This is a genomic window from Hirschia maritima DSM 19733, assembly GCF_000378345.1.
GTDB classification, from domain to species: Bacteria; Pseudomonadota; Alphaproteobacteria; order Caulobacterales; family Hyphomonadaceae; genus Hirschia; species Hirschia maritima.
In genome coordinates, this window is the sequence record NZ_KB899544.1 from 291187 (window position 1) to 311311 (window position 20125).

Consider the following 20125-nt stretch of genomic DNA (forward strand, 5'->3'; position numbering starts at 1 on the left):
ATGTTTATACTAAAACTTCAACACTTTTGCATAGCGCACGTGTTCTAGATCATTGATTTTGTTCATAGCATCTGCAGGAATATCTTGGTCTATACCTACCATAGCAATTGCGTCGCCGCCTTCTTCTTCACGACCAAGGTTGAACGTCGCAATGTTGACCCCAGCTTCACCGAGGATTGAACCAAGGCTACCAATAAATCCAGGTTCGTCATTATTGTTGACGAACAGAATGAAGGGACGGAATTTTGCATCCAGCGACATGTCTTTGACTGCAACAATGCGGCATTGACCGTTCACGATTGAGCCAGAAACAGTGCGCCATTTGCCATCTACGCGAACCTTAATACGGATCAAGCTGTCATAAGTTGGGCTTTCATCCTGAGTGCTTTCTTTCAGGTCAATCCCGCGTTCTTTAAGAACAGTTGGTGCTGAAACCATGTTCACATCTTTCATGCTGGCACGCAAAATACCTGCAAGAGCGGCCGATGTGAGTGGTTTGCGGTTAAGCTCTGTGACTTCACCTTCGTATTCGATTTCAACAGCGTCAAAACCTTCCGTTGAAACCTGCCCAGCAAACTCACCAAGTTTTTCTGCTAGTTCAGCAAATGGTTTCAGGCGAGGGGCTTCTTCAGCAGTGATAGATGGCATGTTGAGGGCGTTAGATACCGCACCAGTCAGCAAATAATCCGCCATTTGTTCAGCAACTTGGAATGCCACATTGTCTTGAGCTTCAACAGTTGAGGCTCCAAGGTGCGGTGTAGCGATAAAGCCTGATGTGCCAAATAGAGCGTGCTCTTTAGCAGGTTCAGTTTCAAACACATCTAGAGCTGCAGCTCTGACGTGACCATTGTCGAGGAGGTCTTTTAACGCTGCTTCATCAACCAAACCACCGCGAGCACAATTCACGATGATGATACCTTTTTTAGTCTTCTCAAGGTTTTCACGTGAGAGGATGTTACGCGTTTGGTCTGTTAGCGGTGTGTGCAATGTGATTGCATCAGCACGAGCAAGAAGTTCTTCTAGCTCAACCTTTTCAACACCAAGTTCAACAGCGCGTTCTTCTGTTAGGAATGGGTCGAAAGCGACAACTTTCATTTTAAGGCCAAGGGCGCGTTCGGCGACCAATGAACCAATGTTACCAGCACCAATCAGACCTAGTGTCTTTGAGAATAATTCTGTTCCGACATAGTCTTTCTTAGGCCATTCGCCATTTTGTGTGCGAACTGATGCAGCTGGAATTTGGCGTGCGGCTGAGAAGAGCATTGCAATTGCGTGTTCTGCCGTTGTCACAGCGTTTCCAAATGGTGTGTTCATTACAGCCACGCCTTTGGCAGTCGCAGCTGGAATGTCGATATTGTCGACACCAATTCCCGCACGTCCAACTACTTTTAGTTTTGTGGCTTTTTCAAACACTGCTGCGTTTGGTTTACAGGCTGAACGCACAGCAAGACCATCGTAATCACCGATGATGTCCGCTAGCTCATCTTGAGATAAGCCCACTTTAACATCAACTTCGATGCCGCGAGCTTTGAAAATATCGATAGCTCCAGGAGCTAGGCTGTCACCGATAAGAACTTTAATAGTCATGGTATATTCCTTTTGCGCATAAGCGCTGAAACTGTGCACGAGGAGGGGCTTAGATATGTCCACCGGTTCCGTCACCAGCGGATTTCCAAGTGCGATTTCTGTTGATTTTCATCTTATTATCGACTTCATCAGCAAGCTCTTTGTTTAGGGTGCCCATGAGGCGATGAAGCAGGATGGTTACATCTGCTGCTTCTTTACCTGCTTCGTCGGTATCGCCATTTTCGAGGGCTTCGATTAGTTCGTCCATTTCTTCTGCCGCACGTTTAACAAGTGCGACAGGATCTTGGACTTCGCCAAACGTTTCATCACCCCAAACCAAAATAGATTTGCTGGTTTCGGTCATGATTTAGAGCTCTGCTACTGCTGTTTGAAATGCCCAGTCTAGCCACGGACCAAGCTTCTCAAGGTCTGACGCGTCAACTGTAGCTCCACACCAGATGCGAAGTCCCGGAGGGGCATCACGGTAGCCAGCGATGTCATAAGCAACGTCTTCTTTATCAAGAAGGCCAGTTAGCTTTTTAACGAATGCTTGTTGGTCGGCTGTTTCCAAACCAGCAACGCGTGCATCTGTGATTTTCAAGGTCACGGATGTATTGGAACGTGTAGCAGGGTCTTCACAAAGGAAGTCTGCCCAATCAGAACCAGCTACGAATTTTTCAATTGCGGCTAGGTTGGCATCAGCGCGAGCCATAGTGGCTTTTACACCGCCGAGGCCTTCAACCCAGTTAAGGGCATCTAGGCAATCTTCAACGGCTAGCATGGAAGGCGTGTTGATAGTCGCACCTTGGAAAATGCCTTCGTTCAACTTGCCTTTTTTTGTCATGCGGAAAAGTTTTGGAAGAGGGCGGTCAGGTGTGAATGTCTCCAGACGTTCAACAGCTTTTGGAGACAGAATAAGGATACCGTGTGCACCTTCACCACCCAAAACTTTCTGCCAAGAGTAAGTTACAACATCGAGTTTTTTCCACTCAAGGTCTTGTGCGAAAACAGCTGATGTCGCGTCACAGAAAACCAAACCTTCTTGATCATCTGGAATCCAGTCAGCGTTTGCGACTTTCACTCCGGAAGTTGTTCCGTTCCAGGTGAAGATCACGTCTGCTTCTTTGCGCACTTTAGTAAGGTCAGGTAATTGACCATAGTCAGCTGTGTGGACTTCGGCGTCTAATTTTAGCTGTTTAGTGACGTCCGTGACCCAGTCGTTACCAAAGCTTTCCCAAGCAAATACATCTACTGGGCGTGGACCAAGCATGGACCACATAGCCGCTTCAATAGCACCCGTGTCAGATCCAGCCATGATACCAAGGCGATAGCCTTCAGGCAGGCCAAGAAGTTCAGCGGATTTGTCGATTGTGAGTTTTAGTTTTGCTTTACCGATTTTGGCTCGGTGAGAGCGACCATTTGGAGCATCTTCAAGAGATGCCGGTGTCCAATCTGGACGTTTGGCACAAGGGCCTGAAGAAAACTCGGCACGCGCAGGGCGCACGTCTGGTGTCGTGATCATAGTCATCTGAATTGTACTCCTATCCTTACAGATAGGCTGAGCGCCGTTGGGGACGCTTGGCCCACAGCCTCTTTCTCTCAAATGAAGAAAAATTGCAAGCCACATTTTTGTGAAAATGATTTTTTGAATTGCAGTTGAATGTGAAAAATTTCACCAAATCAGGAGGTATAATTTGATTTAAAGGTGAATTTTTCCTTCTATCAACGTCATTGCATTTCCACGAAGCTTCACACGATCACCATCTAGTTTCGTATCAATTTCTGCTCCACGTCCTGGAAAAGCTTGGAAACTACTCAGTTGAGTTTTGCCAAGCTTTTCAGCGAATAACGGAGCCAAAATACAGTGAGCTGATCCGGTAGCGGGATCTTCATCGGCACCCGAACCAGGGGCAAAAAAGCGTGCAACGATGTCAAAACCGTCTTCTTTGTGTTTGCCGCTGGCTGGTGCAACGCATGTTACCCAGTTTTTTGTATTTTTAGGATCTATAGAGCAATTTTTTAAGCTCAGGAAATCTGGCTCAAGATTGATGATTTGTTCGGATTTCTCATAAACTGCAACCATGTAATCACCTTGCCAATATTCAGCAGGTGTGTCGCCCAATGCTTCTGAAATGTCCAAACGAGGAGGGACTTGTTCTGGGGTATTTGCTGGGAAATCCATTTCGAGCCTTCCATCATCTAGTTTCTTAACTGTCAGACGGCCCGACTTGGTATCAAAGCCAATTTCATTGCCTTCATACCCCTCGTGCGCCCAGATTGCATGTGCTGCAGCTAATGTTGCATGACCACATAATGGAACTTCCACTGCGGGGGTGAACCATCGCAAATCCCAAACGCCATTTTCCTTTGCGACAATAAACGCTGTTTCAGCAATATTGTTTTCGGCAGCTATCGTATGCATTAGCGCTGTATCGAGGAAGTGTGGTACCGGAATGATAGCGGCTGGATTTCCCTTAAATGCTTCGCGTGCAAACGCGTCAATGTGATAAAAAGAGTAGCTAGGCATCGGAAATAACCTTCAAAATATTTTGGAAAAACAAGAACGTTTTGGAGAACGAATGTTCACTTAATAATAGATTATTGGTCGAATCTGTGGAAGTGATATCAGTTATAAAATAGATTGATTTGAGGTGATTATGCCCACCAATTCCGCCGCTGGATTTTTGATTTTAAGTATAGCCTTGTTGGGCGGTGTCTTGGTGTCTGCGCAGGGCATGATTAATGGCCGATTGAATGTACTCATCGGTAATCCACTTCATGCTGCGCTGATTTCCTTCACAGGTGGTTGGATTATTCTATTGACGCTTTCAATCGCGACAGGTGCAGGTCTTCCCAACTGGTCTAAATTGGCTGGCGCTCCTTGGTGGGTTTATCTTGGCGGGATTGCTGGTTCATACATGGTGGCCACAACGGCTTTTGGAGTGCCGCGTATAGGCGCAACAGCATGGATATCTGCTATTATCGTAGGGCAACTCGTGGCATCTGTTGCATTTGACCATTTTGGCGCGTTTGGATTGGAAGTGCGTACAATTTCTTGGGAAAAAGTTGTGGGAATTATCGCTTTGATATTTGGAACGTGGCTCGTTATTAAGCCTTGAATTGTGATAGTAAATTCTGGGCCAATTCAGGATTTTTGATAGGCCAATTGTGCCCCAATGGTCCATTTCCTCTGCCTAGTTGTGGTGCGTGTTGGATTGCTTGAGACACGTAAATTTGTGCACGTTTAAATGCATTTTCCAAATTGAAACCTTGAGCGATACCAGTTGCGATTGCCGATGCTAGTGTACAACCCGTGCCATGTGTTGAGGTGGCGTTGATGCGTTCATGTTCGCAGAAAATTTCACCTTCAGGGGTTGCAATAAGGTCAACGATTTTATCGCCTTCAACATGCCCACCCTTGATGATGGCGGCTTTGGCACCAGCTTCTAGCAGGTATTCAGCTGCACGTCGTTGACCATTTAGATCGAATACTTCTTTTCCAGTTATGAGAGAGGCTTCCGGAGCGTTGGGCGTCATGATGGCGTCTCTTATGAATAGCGCTTTTAATGTATCTATGGCGTTATTGGGAAGGAGCTTATCGCCCGAAGTTGCAACCATGACCGGGTCAATAATTCTGGGTATGTTGGAAGCAAAATCTGCTAGTGTTTGGGCTATGGCTTCGATGAGTTGTTTGTCCCCGAGCATACCGGTTTTTATGGTGTCAGCTCCTATATCCGACAGAATGGCGGTCATTTGACCGGTCACACCTGCTATTGGGGCGGGGATTACACCGCTAACGCCCTGGGTGTTTTGTACAGTGAGGGCGGTGATCGCTGTCGAGGCGTATCCTCCCAACATTGTGATTGTTTTGATATCGGCTTGGATACCGGCACCACCACTTGAGTCGGAACCCGCAACGACTAATACTCGTCCCAGAGGCTTATTTTCAGTGTTCACTTACAAACCTCAATATTCTCAGGTGTGTTGACTTCCCAAGAGCAGGAATATGTTGGATCTACACTGCAAAACCAAGAGTCGACGATAAATTTGCAGTCACAATCCTGCCAAGCAAGCTCCATTTTATGGTCTCTGGCTTGAACGCGAGAAGCTAGCAAGTCGCAAGTTTGATCAGACCGCAATGTAACGTCTTCTTTCGCTGCTTCACAGGCTTGATCTTCTGTTTCAAACTTTATGAGGTCGCTTCCAATTTGCTGTTGTTCAGAGACACCTCTCATCATTTGTTGTGTGCCAGACCACGTCCATTTCTCGCGTTGCTCATAGCTACAAAAAGGTAAGACTTCTTCTCTAATTTTGTTTGCGAATGCGCCTTGTGGATAAATTTTCAGATAATCCAGATAGTCAGCTTTTAATGATGATGTTTGGGCTTTTTCAAACAAACTGTTTTCAGCGTCGGTGGGTTTAGGTGAACCGTTGCGTGCGTATTCTGATGATGTCCCGTCATCATAATCAACTGAAATACCCATAATGGAATCCAATTTTAGAAAAACAAAGACACCTACACCGGCCACAAGGGTAAATAACGCTAGAATGGGTAGCATTTTTGTAAAACCGGATTTGCGTTTTACAGGGCGTTCGAGCCCTTTAACGGGTTCACCAGATAGGGTGGCTTTGACAGCGGCTAAGAAGTGTTCCCATCGCGGATCATCAAGGTCGCCATCCCAGTCAATGAGGCCAGCCATTTGAATGAGGCCAAAACCTAGCGGAGGTTCTACATCATCAATTCGAACGGGAAGGAGCTTGCCCCGCGCCTTACCTACGCCAGCTTCTTCTTTGACCCATGGTGCAGAGATGGAAAGTTCGGACCAAACGGCCACGACCATTTTGGCATCATTCAGCTCTTTTTGGATGGTTTGATCCCATTGAGCCCCCGGAGCAATTCCATGGTCCCACCACACTGAAAAACCGGCTTCTCTTAAACCTTCGACTATGCGGACCACACGTCCTGCATCTTCCTTTTTGTAGGAAACAAAAATATCAGCCATCACGTATCTCGCAATTCGTAGTCAGTTGTTTGAGGGCAGCATGCCAAGAAGAGGGAGGAGGATAAAGCTATTTTAGAGAGATTTTGATTTGTTAGGCCTTATTCTATTGAATTCAACTTGTTTTGAACCATCAAAGCTTGTTTTGTTTCTTGTACATCGTGGACACGAATTATATCGGCACCATGGTTTGCTGCTGCAAGGGCAACAGCAATAGAGCCGCCTAGACGATCTGATGCATTTTGAGCTTGTTGGTCGATGTTGGCGATAAAACGCTTTCGCGAAGCACCAAACAACATTGGAAAGCCAGTGCTTTGGATTATTTTATCGAGATTGCGCATGAGTTCGATATTGTGGTTGAGGATTTTACCAAAACCTATGCCCGGATCAATCCAAATGTTTTCAGGTTTTACGCCAGCTTTGATAGCTAGGTTTGCGCGATCAGCTAGAAATTTGGAAATATCGTCAACGACATCATCGTATTTGGGGGCAGCTTGCATGGAGCGTGGTTCGCCTTGCATGTGCATAAGGCAAAGTCTGCATTTTAGTTGCGCGGCGATCTCTAAGCCATCACTGGCAAACCGTCCGGCACTGACATCATTCCACATATCTGCGCCAGCTTGAACCGCGGCAATTGCGACTTCAGGCTTCATAGTATCAATTGATATGAGTGCATCTGTATTGGCACGTAAGCCGGTGATTACGGGTAATGTGCGGTTTATTTCTTCCATTGCGGAAACCGGCATGGCACCGGGGCGTGTGCTTTCACCGCCTATATCTAGCCAATCCGCTCCTTGAGAAAGGAGGTTTAGTCCATGTTCAATTGCGATATCGGCCGCAGAATATTGTCCACCATCTGAAAATGAATCAGGTGTGACATTGATAATTCCCATTATAGAGGGTGATTTAGGCATGTGTATCCAAATGTAGATTAAACTTTGCGAGGTCGTTTTTTATATCTGGGTTCTTATACACATCGAACATGGCAAAGCTAGGGAGGGGCTTTAATCCAAAAAACTGAAAATTAGCATGCATTGGGAAAAAAAGATCGTCGACGCTCTTACCTTTGAACAATGGTTGCGCTGGGTTGTTGAAAGCTGTTTCAGGTGCATTGAATGTTGTGGCGATTATATATTTACCCGTCAGTCTTCCGCCAGTGCCATAGAGTTTGCTGGGATCTTTGCGGGTTCTGCCATCGCCATTGCTCATCTGACCGTCCATTCCGTCTGAATACACTTCGTCCATGTACTTCTGGAAACTCCAAGCGACGCCCATCCAGTAGACGGGAGCTAATAGTAGAATCAGATCCGCATAGATGTGCTTGTTGATTTCATCTTCTACATTCCACCCGTCTGGTGGATGTGTTCGAGCGATTGTATAGCCTTTATCTTTCAAGATCAGGCAAGCTTCTTTTTCTAACGACGTTGTGAGTTTTCCATCAGTGCCGGGATGTGGGTGATAGGCATTGATGATGAGGGCGTTTGGCATAAATTAGACGCTGTTCTGTTTTTCAATGACAAGAATTCGTGCTTCACCAATTGGATGGGCTACGTGTTCATCACCTTCTTCTGCCACAAATACATCAAGCGGGCCAAGCTGAACTGAGTGAATTGCTGCACCTATTTTGTATTTCATGTCCACTTCACCAGAGATAACCATAAACACTTCTGACCCTTCATTAATGTGCCACTTGTAAGGAGTGTCAGTCCAATGGAGGCGCACGCTGGCCCCTTCAATGAGTGCTAAGTTTTTGGAGCCCCATGGTTGCTCAGCTTTGAAGCTTGTTAGATCTGTAAAATTCTTCGGCATTTGTATTCCTCCTTTGGTGGTGAAGAATTCTTACTGCGCGGAATTAATTGCAGAAATGACATTAAAACGGCAATTACAGACAAAAAAGCGAGGCTATTGCTAGCCTCGCCTTAAATAATCTTCCGATATCAAAGAAGGTTATGCGCCTTCTGGTTCGCTACCACCGACTTCGCCTTCTGGCTTTTTCTTCGGTTTAACAACAGGAACAGCTGATGTCGGGCCTGCATCAAAATCGTCAGGACGTTCAGGCGGGTTGCCTTTAAGAAGTTCGTTGATTTCTTTACCGGACAACGTTTCGTATTCCAAAAGACCTTCAGAAAGCGCAATCCAATCATCTTTCTTTTCAGTCAGAATACGCATTGCTGTTGCGTTTGCTTCGTCGATGAGACGACGCACTTCTTCTTCAATCAATTCAGCTGTTCCACTGGATACTGATTTCGAACGACCAATTGACTGACCTAGGAAGACGTTTTGTCCGTCATCATCTGAATAATCAATCGTTCCAACTTTGTCAGAGAAACCCCATCTGGTGATCATTGCGCGAGCTAGTCTAGTAGCTTGCTGAATGTCAGATGATGCACCAGATGTGATCTTATCTTTTCCAAATTTAAGCTCTTCAGCCACACGACCACCCATTGCAATCGCAAGGAAGGAAGTCATCTGAGTGAAGTTCTCTGACAACTTGTCCTCTTCAGGTAAGCGCATAACCATACCTAAAGCGCGACCACGCGGGATGATTGTTGCTTTGTGAACAGGGTCAGCTTCGGGCACATTTAGGGCAACGATGGCGTGGCCAGATTCATGGTAAGCTGTTAAAGTTTTCTCTTTCTCTGACATGACCATGGACTTGCGCTCAGGTCCCATCATTACCTTGTCTTTGGCGTCCTCAAATTCTCGCATTGCAACAACACGTTTACCGCGGCGCGCAGCAAGAAGAGCAGCTTCGTTTACAAGGTTCGCAAGGTCTGCACCAGAGAAACCCGGTGTTCCGCGAGCAACAACTTTTGGATCAACGTCTTTGCCTACAGGCACATTGCGCATGTGAACTTTCAATATTTTTTCACGACCAATAATGTCGGGGTTTCCAACAGTTACTTGGCGGTCAAAACGTCCAGGACGCAATAGAGCAGGGTCAAGCACATCTGGGCGGTTTGTTGCAGCAATCAGGATAATTCCTTCATTGGCTTCAAAACCGTCCATCTCAACAAGTAATTGGTTGAGTGTTTGTTCGCGTTCGTCATTACCACCGCCGAGGCCGGCTCCACGAGAACGACCAACAGCATCAATTTCATCGATGAAGATGATACATGGTGCGTTTTTCTTGGCTTGTTCAAACATGTCGCGGACACGAGAAGCACCTACACCCACGAACATTTCAACAAAGTCAGAACCTGATATTGTGAAGAATGGGACGTTTGCTTCACCGGCAACGGCACGAGCGATAAGTGTTTTACCTGTCCCTGGCGGACCAACAAGAAGGGCACCTTTAGGGATCTTACCACCAAGGCGTTGGAATTTTCCTGGCTCTTGAAGGAATTCAACAATTTCTTGAAGTTCTTCTTTGGCTTCGTCTACACCCGCAACATCATCGAATGTGACGCGGCCTTGGCGTTCAGTTAGAAGACGAGCTTTGGATTTACCAAATGACATGGCTCCACGGCCACCGCCGCCACCTTGCATTTGACGCCACAGGAAGAACCAAATTCCGATAATAATTAGGATCGGTAGGAAGTTACCCAAATATCCAAGGATACCGCCACCGCGATTTACAGGCTCAGAAGAAACGTCCACGCCATAATCTTGCGCAAGTTTTTCTCCTAGATTGAATTCAATCGGAGGCATGTGCGTAGTGTATGTGGTGTCAGAAGCATCTTTACCAGAAATCTGATTGCTCTTGAAAACGGCGGTTTTGATCTCTCCATTTTCAGCCTTTTTCAAGAACTCAGAATAAGAAATTTTGCCAGCGTTTTGCTGTGCCGAATTGCCTTGCATCACAGTGACGAAGGAGAAGAGTAAAAGCAGAACGACGCCTAGGAGCGCCAGATTGCGCATGTTCATGCGGCAAACCTTTCAACGGTCGGATTAAACTAGATTATGATTCAACATAGGTAGGCATATATAGAAAAACGAGATGCAATCTTTAAACCGTTCACAATCTAATAGTGTTTCATAACATTTGATCAACAAAAACAAATGCTTACAAAAATGCCTTTTTGTATCTGAAGCATTAATTTTAGCACATTGTCTGTATATTGAACAATTCTACTTAGTGTTTATAGAAAAAACTGATCAAAAGCGAGCCATCGAGCTTCATAGATTGAAGAAATTTACAGAAAAATTTCATGGCTCAAATGCGTGCTTCGCAAATGGTGCAAGGGAGTTACTTTATAGTCTTCTGCTTGCAGGCATATTGGAGAGGAAGAGGCCCCGGTTTGTTTTATCGCGATTGGCATTGCTCGACGAGCTTTTTTATCTGTTGATGGGGAGGGGGGAGTGTAGCCGTAAATGCTTGCTTCATCCCACGTAATTAATTTTACACCATCAATTTCTGCATTCAGTGAGACTGCAAAACGGTTTTGAAAATATACTGTTTCATGCGGATGCAGGGGCTGATGGGCAGCGTTAGGCGCGTTAAGAGTCTTTGCTCGTTTTGTTGGCATTGGATAGATGCTTAGCTGATCGTCTTTTTGGATGATCCAGCAGCCACCCAAGCAATGGGTTTGGGCGCTTTGGTCTTTAGTGGAAGCCATAGTATTGAATAACGCTTCAACTCGGCTCAATCCTACACTTTGTTGGCTTCCAGAAACGCACAACAAAATACGTTCTAAGCAGCGAATTGATAAATGGTGTTCCAATTTAGCTAGATTTGAGATGGACAATCCAACACTTCCATCATCATTCCAATTTGCATGTGTGCTAAGAAAATTGTTGAGGTTTATATTTGTATCTGCACGCTCTTGAGACAAGGCAGAGAGTTTTGTTTCTAAATTAGTTCTATCTTCAGGAGTTAGGTTTGTGAGAAAATTTCGAATGCGTACACGTTCATAGGCTTCGTTTTCATTCGAAGGATCGCAAACCCAACGAATATTTTGGTTGATTAGTATGGCCTGTAAATCAAATCTGGATAGTTGATTTGCTGGGCGCAGCATGAGTAAATTCCGACCATTGGGCCAAACTGGGCTAGCGGATAGGCTTGGCATAGCGGCTAATCCATAATCACTGGAATTGGCATTTTGCCGGATCATCATGGTTTCTAATCGATCATCTAGTGTATGCCCAAGGAGCAACGCATTTATATTCTGGTCACTTGTCCATTTGCAAAATAATGTGTGTCGCGCCTGTCTGGCATTTTCTTGCGTGATTTTATGTGACTTATCGTATGTCCATTTTAATGTGGTGTGTTGGACGCCGATCTTCTTGCATAAATCTTTGACATAATCTGCTTCGAGAGCTGCCTCTGGCCTCAGTCCGTGGTCCACAGTGAGTGCTTTGAGTTCTATATTTCTTTGCTCAGCCCATTCTTTAGCAACGAATAAAAACGCAAGCGAATCTGATCCGCCAGATACGGCAATACCCAGATTGCAAGGTTGACCAAGTCTCTGGGTGAGGAGGTTGAGGTTTGCGCAAATTAGTTGCTTGGCAGCATTTGCTAAAGATGTGATTTCTTTTGCGGATTTGTGTGAGAATTCAGCAGCATTACTGAGTTGTAGCTTGAGCTGCAAATTCTGTTTCGAATGTTTCAAGTAGACGGCGCCATATATCTAGTGTGTCCTCGATATTACCAGCAGTTACGCCACCATCCAAGTTCACGTCCATTTGTAATCTTACAACGTTGGAATTAACAGATGCTCGAACATAGCGCCAGCGAGCATTAAATGCATTCACCTGTTCCATAGTCATGCCCGGAGGAATGGGAGCATCAGCAAGAAACTGGATTGAATTACAAAACTCTCCATTTTCACATTCGTAAAACTGTATTGTGTAATCAGTCGCTGATATGCGTCCGGCAATGATAGGGTCACCGGCTGGTCCAGTTGCGCGATCAGCTTGGTAGCCAAGTGATGTCATGAAGCGCGAAAGTCGATTGGCATCTGAGGCATCCAGAATTCCACCACGAACACGCTCTGCTGAAGCAGGTGTTGTTTGTGCTGAAGCAAGAATATTTGCTTGTGTCAGCATGAAAAAGGCCAATATAGCCGAACAGGAATTCTTAAAACTGGCGCGTTGAAATAGCATTCGCACTCGTTTCTATAAAAGAGTTGGCTTCAATTAACTGTCACAACCGGCGCGATCACGCTCAGTCTTAGCAAGGCTGCGTGTCATCGGATTCGTCTGTGGATACAAGTTCGATAATTCTGATAGTGCGCCACAAGCTTGCGTCGTGTCACCCATCATGCGCAGAGAGCGTGCCAGCTTTACAAGTCCGTCTGGTGCTTTGGCGGCTTCAGGGTAATTGCGAATAAGAGCAACATACGCCTCAGCTGCTTCAGGGAAAGCTTCTTGGATCAGAAGTGATTCGCCTAACCAATATTGAGCTTCAGCTGCTTCGGGTGCCTCGGAATGCGTTGAAACAAGATGCGAGAAGGCTGTTTCTGCAGAAGGGTAATCGCCCTTCAATAGCAGGTTTTTGGCTTGTCTAAATAATTTGCTTGGATCTTCTGGAAGTTCTTGAACAATATCAGCCTTCGACTCGATAGTCTCGTCTGCGCGTGCAGCAGCGATAGAGGCTTTTGTTGTTGAATCTGTTGCGCCGACAAGCGGTGTTGTTGTTTCCGCAGGTAGATTGGCAGCATTTGCGGCTTCACTCAGCGGAGCGTTTATGATGCTCTCAAGCTTTTTCATGCGCTCATTTTGAGCCGCAAGGGCTTGCTTGAGCGTAGAGATTTCTTGAGCTTGTGTTTCTATGCGTCTTCGCAGTTGATTTACCTGAAAGCCAGATCGTTCAACGCCGCCTGTGGCACGTTGAATATTCTGTTCAATCGTATCCATTCGGCTCTGAAGCCTGGCTACCATCGGGTCAACACTCACCTGTGCCTGAGCTTGCAGAGCAAAGGTAGACGTAAAAACAACCACAGGCGAAAGCACCGCGGCAGTTAGGAGACGAAGATCACGCATCATGTTCATGAATGTGTTACTAGCAGGCCTCCACGCCCAAAATATGGCAACGTGGAGGCAAACTGCAGTAAACTGATTTAGCCAGTTACGCCGCTAATCAACTGAGTGAAAGCGTTACGGTTTACTGACCATGCTTCTGGGATTGAACGAGGGTCTGTAGGACGCTCTTTACCGTATGAAACAGTTTCAATTCGTGACGCTGAAATACCAAGACCCATTAGGTAGTCTTTAGCTGCAGCAGCACGGCGCTCACCTAGAGCAATGTTGTATTCACGTGTTCCGCGCTCATCACAGTTACCTGCGATAAGGATTGACACGCTTGGGTATGCGTTAAGCCAAGCAGCCTGACGTGCAAGAACCTGACGGTCGGAATCGTCAAGACGGTACTCATCAACATCATAATAGACTTTTGAACCAACATTCACGTTGAAGTCTTCAAGGGAACCAGGAATTGGGCCTTGTGGAACAACAGGTGCAGGTGCTGGTGTCGGTGTTGGCACTGGCGCTGGTGTAGCGACAGGTGTTGGTGTTGGAACCGGTGCTGGCTCTTCTACTGTAGATGCACAACCGGATGCGAGGGCCGCAACTGAAAACGTTAGTGCAGCAAAGCTTACTTTGTAATTCATAGGTCTTACAGACTCCCCTTAGGACGCGGCACGCCCAGTTTAAGACGTGAAACGAAATGCATTTGCTTCCTAATGGCTTTATATGACCATTATACGAAACTAGCGCACGATCGATGAACGCGTGTTCACCATAATGCTGCATCAGGGAAAACTGCAACACTTTCTGTGCCCTCTAACACGATTTTCATAATAACGCTTAAATTGTAAGCACTTTGATTAGTCGTATTTAGCAGCTAAATATTCCGATTAAATGAGCCTAGAATCAATAAAAATATTTTTAATTTCAATAAATTAAAGGCCGCTCTAGTGAGCGGCCTTTGAAGTTGTATTATCTTAGTACTGGTGACCATGCTGGGTCTGATGCATCACCCGGAGTAGGAACTCTTTTTAAGTTTCGACCACTCAAATCAATACTCCAGAGGCTAGGGCGGCCTCCGCGAGACTCTTTAAAGAAGATAATCACACGTCCATTTGGGGACCATGTGGGGCCTTCCACCAAGTAATCGGAAGTAAGAGAGCGCTCTCCGGTGCCATCTGTTTTAACAACACCGATTTCAAAACGACCTTTGGACTGTTTGGTGAATGCAATCAAATCACCTCTTGGGGACCAAACGGGAGTTGAATAGCTTCCTTGACCAAATGTTACACGACAAGCTTTTCCTGGTGGTCCATTTTCACAATTACGATCTGATCCATCCGTGTTCATAATGTATAGTTGCGGTGATCCACCTCGGTCCGATGTGAAAACGATTTCTGACCCATCAGGAGAATAGGAAGGAGAGGTATCAATTGCAGGGTCATTTGTCAGGCGCGTACGTTGACGGCGGGCCAGATCAAGAACGTAGATATCCGAATTTCCATCTTCAGCCAAACTCATAGCAACGCTTTGACCATCAGGCGCGAAACGCGCGGCAAAGGAGGTGAGACCATAGTCACCAATAACTTCCTGACGGCCTGTTTCGATATCAAACAGGTATACGCGGCGACGCTCAAGAAGTGGGTTGCGAGCATCCGGAACCAAAGCAGTGTAAATAATGGTCTGAGAAGAAGGGTCAAAACGTGGTGTTTGAACTTCAATGCGTCCGTCTGTTAGATTTTCTGGGTTCGCGCCATCTTGATCCATGATTGCCAAACGACGAATTCGTTTTGTTTTGGGGCCACTTTCTTCAATGTATACAATGCGGCTATCAAAATACCCACTGTCTGGTGTTAGTTGCTCATAAATATCATCAGCAATAATGTGAGCCATACGTCGCCAGCTATCGCGAGAAGAAACAGTGTATTCTTGTGAGTAGAGTTGTTTACCGGTGAAAACATCAAATAGACGGAACTGGGTTGCCATTGCACCTGTTGGGGTAATGATCGTTTTACCGACAAGCAGTGAGTCCGCGTTTATAACTTTCCAGTCACCGAAAGTTGGCAGAACAGCAATATCTAGGTTTTTTTCTACAAAAGCGTCTGGACTGATCATACGGAAAAGGCCGGATCCGGCCAGATCATTGCGGATCACTTGAGCAATATCAGCTCCAACAGTGGCTGCTTCTGGTGTATCTCCTGAGAAATCAGGGATCGCCATTGGCATGGCCTCGAAAGTTCCCTTAGTGATATTTACGACGTTTCTATCCTGCGCATAAGCGGGCAGGCAAAGCAGGCTGCATAACAATGCAGCGATAGCGCTGACGGCTGATTTCATGGCGAGGATCTCCTATCCTTCATAGTCACTGTTTTGGTTCAGATATTATGGTTATCTCCTTGCACCATAATGATCTGTCGGAATTTTGTCATTTTAAAAGCAGTTCATTGCTTTTTATCGTCTAGATGAATGTCTAATTACCAGCGGCAAAGTTGAACTCGAAGTCTTTCCATTCTTCATAATGTTCCGCAGGGAAAATGTCATCGTAAGGTACGCATTTTTCGATGGCACGCTGAGCATTAAGGTCAAATGTACGCAATTGGCGGTCACTTTGAGGTATTATTGTGGGTTTCAAGCGCCTCGGCGTGCGCATCAATCGTCCGTCTTTTGTAAATGTAATGGCGTAAGTTACCTGGAGCCTGTCATAATTTGCCATATCGCGTGGATCTCGATAACAACCACTTGTTTCTAGTTTGGAACGCAGCATTGCTGTCCAAGTTGCTGTGTCACGTGCACGATCACCTGCAGATCGAACGTTTTTATTGACGTTTTCGACCTTTTTTAGATCCGGAGCAGAACGATATTCACGTTCACGTGTTTTCTTCTTATTGTCCGTTGTTTGAAGAACGCTATCCAAGAAAGAATTTGATTTCTCTTTTTTGTCTTCTTCAGGTGGAATTACTTTAGGTTCTGGTGTGGGAGTAGGCTCGGGCTCTGGTGTCTCTTCAGGTTCGGGAGCTTCTTCCGGAGTTTCTTCAGGTTCAGGTTCGGCAACTTCTGGCTCTGATTCAGTTTCACCATCTTCTTCTGCAAATGGATCAGGTTCATCTGAAACTTCAGCATCTTCGTCTGGAATCGGCTCTTCTTCAGGAGGGACTTCTTCAGGTTCCGGTGTGGGGTCTGGTTCAGGTTCTTCCACTGGATCTGGTTGAGGCGCTGTTAGATTCGTGGTGTCATCAATCGTAACCAACTCGACTGGAACTATGATTGTTTCTTCGGACATGGTTGTCGTTGCCATAGGGAAAACGACATAGGCTGAGCCGAATATAGCCCCATGTAGGATGGTTGAGAGGAATATACCTGGGCGCACGCCTAGTTTCCTTTAGCCTGACGGTTTCCTGATGGATCAGTGACGAGACCGACATTTGTAAAGCCAGCATCGCGTACGAGGGAGAGGGCGGTTAGCACTTGTCCATAGTCAGCCGCTCTGTCTCCACGAACTAAAACGCGGTCTTCATATCCATTCTTGGCAATAGCGATCAGTTGTGCACCCAATTGCGCTGGGTCTACTGGCTCAGTGTTGCTTCCAATGAAGAGTTGACCTTCCGCATTGACAGTCAATGCCAAGGATTGGTTCTCACTTGGAGGAAGTGGTTTAGAATTAGTCTTTGCTAAATTAACTGGCTCACCAGTTACCACCATTGGAGCCGTCACCATAAAGATGACGAGCAAAACAAGCATTACATCCACCATAGGCGTAACATTGATATCCGGATTTTGCGAGCGACGATGACCTCTGCCACCGCCTGAAGAAGGTGCACTCATACCCATGGTTATTCATCCAGTCTTTCCGCTAAACGGCGGGAAATACGAACTGTGAATTCTTCTGCGAATGTATCCATGTGGTCGGCAAACTTGTTCACCTCCCCTGAAAATTTGTTGTAAAACATCATCGCGGGGATCGCAGCCAATAGACCAAGAGCTGTCGCAAACAGCGCTTCCGCCATACCAGGAGCAACAACAGCAAGGTTGGTTTCACCAGCCATTCCGATATCCCGGAAGGCTGTCATGATTCCCCAGACCGTTCCAAACAGACCGATGAAAGGAGCAGAAGAAGAAATAATGGCCAATGTAGAGAGGCCTTTTTCCATGCGGCTTGTTTCTCTGTTCACTGCTACATTCATTTGTGAACGAGCACGTTGTAGCAGGGATGAAGCAACTGTGTCGGTGAGTGTGCGAAGGCGACGTGCTTCGCGCCATTCACGGGAGCCAGCAGAATAAACGCGGGCAAGTGCATCTGATGGCTTGTCGCCAACGCGGTCATCCATCTCGTCTAGTGGTTGTCCAGACCAGAATGCCTCTTCGAATTGGTGCGCTTTTTTGCGCGCAGCGGACATGCCGAACCATTTGTCGAAAGTGACCATCCATGACCAGACAGACATTATAACCAGCACAAGCATAACCATTTTTACAACTGGGCCAGCTGCTAAGATCAAAGCTGTGAATGAGAAATCATCATGTCCAGAAATGGCGGCTGTTTCACCACCTGTCACTTCTGGTGCGGAAACTTGCATGATGGGCAATGCAGTAAGCGTATCCATTCCGCTTGCGATTAAAAACTCTAGCGACATTATTTGACCTCGTACTTCAAAGACCAGTCCTGAACGCGCCAGACTCTCCAGCGCCCATTTATGTTCCCTTTATCGCAGTCTGCATGGAACGCAAATTGGGCAAGATGAAGGAGACAGCCCATAAATACGCATGCAAATCACATTTGTGCAGTCATAAATTTCATGAAAAGTGGGATAAACTGTGTTTTTTACAGTTTTGAGGTGCTTTTAAGTTCGATTGTAAAAATGAAAGGCACTATTGAGCGAACTGGTATTGTCCCCAAGCACGAAGCAATTCTTCAGATGGTCGTATAAGTTGGCCATCCATGTTGATTTGAACAACTGTCACTTTAGCTGCACATAATAATGTATTGTCGCGGTAAATGCTCTGATCGAACAAAAGACGAGCTCCTTTAGAGCCAACAAAACGTGTTCGAACTATTAGTGCGTCATCTATTTTGGCGGGGCGTTTAAAATCGATTTCCATTCTTGCGACAGCGAAGGCAAGAGGATCTTCTCTTTTTGCCAATTCTTCATGGCTCATCCCAACAAAACGAAGAAAATCTGATCGACCGCGTTCGAAAAACTTCAGATAGTTTGCGTGATAAACTACACCTGTGAAGTCGGTATCTTCATAGTACACACGCAAGGGTAGAATGTGTTCGTCTATTTCAATGCGCCCAGTTTCAGGTTGATCTTTCATAACTTTAAGTCCCGAAGTCGTCTTACTATAGCAATATGATCAGAGTTCTCTCTACTTCAAGAGGCCGTACCATCATCGACAACTATTGATGTCTTAGTGATACTCTATTCCACTAAAATACAATTGTAAAATAAAAAGCAACTTTTGGTTGTTTTATTTTTCTGTAAACAATTCGGACTGATTGCTGGTCGCAGGTGTTGGTAGTCCCAATCGTTTGTAAGCTCCTGGCGCGGCCACGCGGCCTCGCGGAGTGCGAGCAACCAAGCCTTGTTGCATCAAATAGGGCTCAATAACTTCTTCAATTGCATCGCGAGCTTCTGATAATGCCGCTGCAAGGGTGTCTGCTCCAACTGGTCCACCGGAGTATGTTTTTACAAGCGCGTTTAGGTAGCGTCTATCAAGTGCATCGAGACCATCTGTATCCACATCAAGCCTAGCTAGCCCTTTACTAGCTGCTGCTTGATCTATTTGAACGCCATCAGCTTCTGCAAAATCACGAACGCGGCGCAATAATCGCATTGCGATTCTTGGCGTACCTCGAGCACGGCGCGCTATCTCTATGGCACCATCTTCTGAAATATTGGCACCCATTTTTATGCCAGCGCGATACACAATCCCGCCAAGTTCTTCAGGTGTATAAAATTCCAAGCGCACCGGAATGCCGAATCGATCTCTCAAAGGGGTAGAAAGAAGACCAGCACGTGTGGTTGCTCCGACGAGCGTAAAGGGTGGAAGATCGATTTTGACGGAACGCGCAGAAGGGCCGTCCCCAATCATTATATCGAGCGTGTGATCTTCCATTGCGGGATAAAGAATTTCTTCGACAACAGGAGAAAGTCTGTGGATCTCATCAATAAAGAGAACGTCGTTTTCTTCAAGGTTGGTGAGAAGAGCTGCTAAGTCGCCAGCTTTACCAATGACGGGACCAGATGTTGATCTAAAACCAACACCCATTTCTTTTGCTACAATTTGAGCCATTGTTGTTTTACCAAGCCCGGGTGGCCCAAATAAAAGCACGTGGTCAAGCGCATCTCCGCGGTTTCTGGCAGCTTGAACGAATACCTTTAAATTTGCTTTGGCAGCTTCTTGACCCGTAAAGTCATCAAATGAAAGCGGACGTAATGCTCTATCAACAGCTTCTCCCGGAAGACGTTCTGGATCGGTTATATCACCATCTCTAGCCATTATTGAGTATTGTATCCTGCACAAAGAAATTCGATTTTGTTCGTTAGAACCATTTAGAATGAAAACACTTCAAAAAGCAAAACAAAGTGTGAACGAAAAATAGGGTTATTTTTGAAATGTGATCTCAACACCTCTTCATATTTCCATATTCATGGTTA

Annotated in this window: 21 protein-coding genes; 1 reads left to right on the forward strand and 20 read right to left on the reverse strand. The window is 45.9% G+C overall.

Annotated features, from left to right (window positions below; all coding sequences use genetic code 11):
- Positions 1-9 precede the first annotated feature (9 nt).
- The 4 genes from serA to F551_RS0101170 form a co-directional block, all read right to left on the reverse strand.
- Entirely contained in the window at positions 10-1587 is a 1578-nt protein-coding gene (gene serA, locus F551_RS0101155; RefSeq protein WP_018995636.1) for a phosphoglycerate dehydrogenase, read from the reverse strand.
- A gap of 49 nt (positions 1588-1636) precedes the next feature.
- Entirely contained in the window at positions 1637-1930 is a 294-nt protein-coding gene (locus F551_RS0101160; RefSeq protein WP_018995637.1) for a dATP/dGTP pyrophosphohydrolase domain-containing protein, read from the reverse strand.
- A 3-nt stretch (positions 1931-1933) separates the two neighbouring features.
- Positions 1934-3094: a phosphoserine transaminase gene (locus F551_RS0101165; protein WP_018995638.1), complete on the reverse strand. Its 1161-nt coding sequence runs from the start codon at positions 3092-3094 to the stop codon at positions 1934-1936.
- Between the two features lie 171 nt (positions 3095-3265).
- Positions 3266-4093, reverse strand: a complete 828-nt coding sequence (locus tag F551_RS0101170; protein ID WP_018995639.1) for a PhzF family phenazine biosynthesis protein — start codon at positions 4091-4093, stop codon at positions 3266-3268.
- 130 nt (positions 4094-4223) lie between these two features.
- Here F551_RS0101170 and F551_RS0101175 point away from each other — a divergent pair, with 130 nt between their 5' ends.
- Positions 4224-4685: a DMT family transporter gene (locus F551_RS0101175; RefSeq protein ID WP_018995640.1), complete on the forward strand. Its 462-nt coding sequence runs from the start codon at positions 4224-4226 to the stop codon at positions 4683-4685.
- Here F551_RS0101175 and thiD read toward each other — a convergent pair.
- From thiD to ruvB, 16 genes are all read right to left on the reverse strand, one after another.
- The gene (gene thiD / locus F551_RS0101180) at positions 4675-5523 is read right to left on the reverse strand and encodes a bifunctional hydroxymethylpyrimidine kinase/phosphomethylpyrimidine kinase (protein ID WP_018995641.1); all 849 of its coding nucleotides are present in this window, start codon (positions 5521-5523) and stop codon (positions 4675-4677) included. The two genes, F551_RS0101175 and thiD, sit on opposite strands and share 11 nt — an antisense overlap.
- Positions 5520-6569, reverse strand: a complete 1050-nt coding sequence (locus F551_RS0101185) for a toll/interleukin-1 receptor domain-containing protein (RefSeq protein ID WP_018995642.1) — start codon at positions 6567-6569, stop codon at positions 5520-5522. Before F551_RS0101185 ends, thiD begins: the two co-directional genes overlap by 4 nt.
- Positions 6570-6667: 98 nt before the next feature.
- Complete coding sequence (folP, locus tag F551_RS0101190; protein WP_026296582.1) at positions 6668-7480, reverse strand: dihydropteroate synthase; 813 nt, start codon at positions 7478-7480, stop codon at positions 6668-6670.
- Positions 7473-8054, reverse strand: coding sequence for an NAD(P)H-dependent oxidoreductase (locus F551_RS0101195; protein WP_018995644.1), 582 nt, complete (start codon positions 8052-8054; stop codon positions 7473-7475). The genes folP and F551_RS0101195 overlap by 8 nt, the downstream gene beginning before the upstream one ends.
- Positions 8055-8057: 3 nt before the next feature.
- On the reverse strand, positions 8058-8375 hold the full coding sequence (locus tag F551_RS0101200; RefSeq protein WP_018995645.1) for a cupin domain-containing protein: 318 nt from the start codon (positions 8373-8375) through the stop codon (positions 8058-8060).
- 138 nt (positions 8376-8513) lie between these two features.
- A complete protein-coding gene (ftsH, locus tag F551_RS0101205) occupies positions 8514-10433 on the reverse strand; it encodes an ATP-dependent zinc metalloprotease FtsH (protein ID WP_018995646.1) in 1920 nt (639 codons plus the stop codon).
- Positions 10434-10702: 269 nt separating this feature from the next.
- Positions 10703-12118: a tRNA lysidine(34) synthetase TilS gene (gene tilS, locus F551_RS17000; protein ID WP_169334114.1), complete on the reverse strand. Its 1416-nt coding sequence runs from the start codon at positions 12116-12118 to the stop codon at positions 10703-10705.
- The gene (locus F551_RS0101215; protein WP_018995648.1) at positions 12072-12611 is read right to left on the reverse strand and encodes a type III secretion system chaperone family protein; all 540 of its coding nucleotides are present in this window, start codon (positions 12609-12611) and stop codon (positions 12072-12074) included. The genes tilS and F551_RS0101215 overlap by 47 nt, the downstream gene beginning before the upstream one ends.
- A gap of 33 nt (positions 12612-12644) precedes the next feature.
- On the reverse strand, positions 12645-13499 hold the full coding sequence (ybgF, locus tag F551_RS0101220) for a tol-pal system protein YbgF (protein ID WP_018995649.1): 855 nt from the start codon (positions 13497-13499) through the stop codon (positions 12645-12647).
- A gap of 68 nt (positions 13500-13567) precedes the next feature.
- Entirely contained in the window at positions 13568-14116 is a 549-nt protein-coding gene (pal, locus tag F551_RS0101225; protein ID WP_018995650.1) for a peptidoglycan-associated lipoprotein Pal, read from the reverse strand.
- Between the two features lie 328 nt (positions 14117-14444).
- A complete protein-coding gene (gene tolB, locus F551_RS0101230) occupies positions 14445-15809 on the reverse strand; it encodes a Tol-Pal system beta propeller repeat protein TolB (RefSeq protein WP_018995651.1) in 1365 nt (454 codons plus the stop codon).
- A 133-nt stretch (positions 15810-15942) separates the two neighbouring features.
- Entirely contained in the window at positions 15943-16839 is an 897-nt protein-coding gene (locus F551_RS0101235) for a hypothetical protein (RefSeq protein ID WP_051089134.1), read from the reverse strand.
- A 2-nt stretch (positions 16840-16841) separates the two neighbouring features.
- A complete protein-coding gene (locus F551_RS0101240) occupies positions 16842-17300 on the reverse strand; it encodes an ExbD/TolR family protein (RefSeq protein WP_018995653.1) in 459 nt (152 codons plus the stop codon).
- 2 nt (positions 17301-17302) lie between these two features.
- Positions 17303-18100, reverse strand: coding sequence for a protein TolQ (gene tolQ, locus F551_RS0101245; protein ID WP_018995654.1), 798 nt, complete (start codon positions 18098-18100; stop codon positions 17303-17305).
- Positions 18101-18335: 235 nt separating this feature from the next.
- The gene (gene ybgC, locus F551_RS0101250) at positions 18336-18782 is read right to left on the reverse strand and encodes a tol-pal system-associated acyl-CoA thioesterase (RefSeq protein WP_018995655.1); all 447 of its coding nucleotides are present in this window, start codon (positions 18780-18782) and stop codon (positions 18336-18338) included.
- Between the two features lie 153 nt (positions 18783-18935).
- Positions 18936-19967 carry a Holliday junction branch migration DNA helicase RuvB gene (ruvB, locus tag F551_RS0101255; RefSeq protein ID WP_018995656.1) on the reverse strand — a complete coding sequence of 344 codons (1032 nt, stop codon included), beginning with the start codon at positions 19965-19967 and terminating at the stop codon, positions 18936-18938.
- Positions 19968-20125: the final 158 nt, after the last annotated feature.

Coding starts and splice junctions, on each gene's coding strand:
- serA (WP_018995636.1), bottom strand. CDS start 1,587: ATGACTATTAAAGTTCTTATCGGTGACAGCCTAGCTCCTGGAGCTATC.
- F551_RS0101160 (WP_018995637.1), bottom strand. CDS start 1,930: ATGACCGAAACCAGCAAATCTATTTTGGTTTGGGGTGATGAAACGTTT.
- F551_RS0101165 (WP_018995638.1), bottom strand. CDS start 3,094: ATGACTATGATCACGACACCAGACGTGCGCCCTGCGCGTGCCGAGTTT.
- F551_RS0101170 (WP_018995639.1), bottom strand. CDS start 4,093: ATGCCTAGCTACTCTTTTTATCACATTGACGCGTTTGCACGCGAAGCA.
- F551_RS0101175 (WP_018995640.1), top strand. CDS start 4,224: ATGCCCACCAATTCCGCCGCTGGATTTTTGATTTTAAGTATAGCCTTG.
- F551_RS0101185 (WP_018995642.1), bottom strand. CDS start 6,569: ATGGCTGATATTTTTGTTTCCTACAAAAAGGAAGATGCAGGACGTGTG.
- folP (WP_026296582.1), bottom strand. CDS start 7,480: ATGCCTAAATCACCCTCTATAATGGGAATTATCAATGTCACACCTGAT.
- F551_RS0101195 (WP_018995644.1), bottom strand. CDS start 8,054: ATGCCAAACGCCCTCATCATCAATGCCTATCACCCACATCCCGGCACT.
- F551_RS0101200 (WP_018995645.1), bottom strand. CDS start 8,375: ATGCCGAAGAATTTTACAGATCTAACAAGCTTCAAAGCTGAGCAACCA.
- ftsH (WP_018995646.1), bottom strand. CDS start 10,433: ATGAACATGCGCAATCTGGCGCTCCTAGGCGTCGTTCTGCTTTTACTC.
- F551_RS0101215 (WP_018995648.1), bottom strand. CDS start 12,611: ATGCTATTTCAACGCGCCAGTTTTAAGAATTCCTGTTCGGCTATATTG.
- ybgF (WP_018995649.1), bottom strand. CDS start 13,499: ATGAACATGATGCGTGATCTTCGTCTCCTAACTGCCGCGGTGCTTTCG.
- pal (WP_018995650.1), bottom strand. CDS start 14,116: ATGAATTACAAAGTAAGCTTTGCTGCACTAACGTTTTCAGTTGCGGCC.
- tolB (WP_018995651.1), bottom strand. CDS start 15,809: ATGAAATCAGCCGTCAGCGCTATCGCTGCATTGTTATGCAGCCTGCTT.
- F551_RS0101240 (WP_018995653.1), bottom strand. CDS start 17,300: ATGGGTATGAGTGCACCTTCTTCAGGCGGTGGCAGAGGTCATCGTCGC.
- tolQ (WP_018995654.1), bottom strand. CDS start 18,100: ATGTCGCTAGAGTTTTTAATCGCAAGCGGAATGGATACGCTTACTGCA.
- ybgC (WP_018995655.1), bottom strand. CDS start 18,782: ATGAAAGATCAACCTGAAACTGGGCGCATTGAAATAGACGAACACATT.
- ruvB (WP_018995656.1), bottom strand. CDS start 19,967: ATGGCTAGAGATGGTGATATAACCGATCCAGAACGTCTTCCGGGAGAA.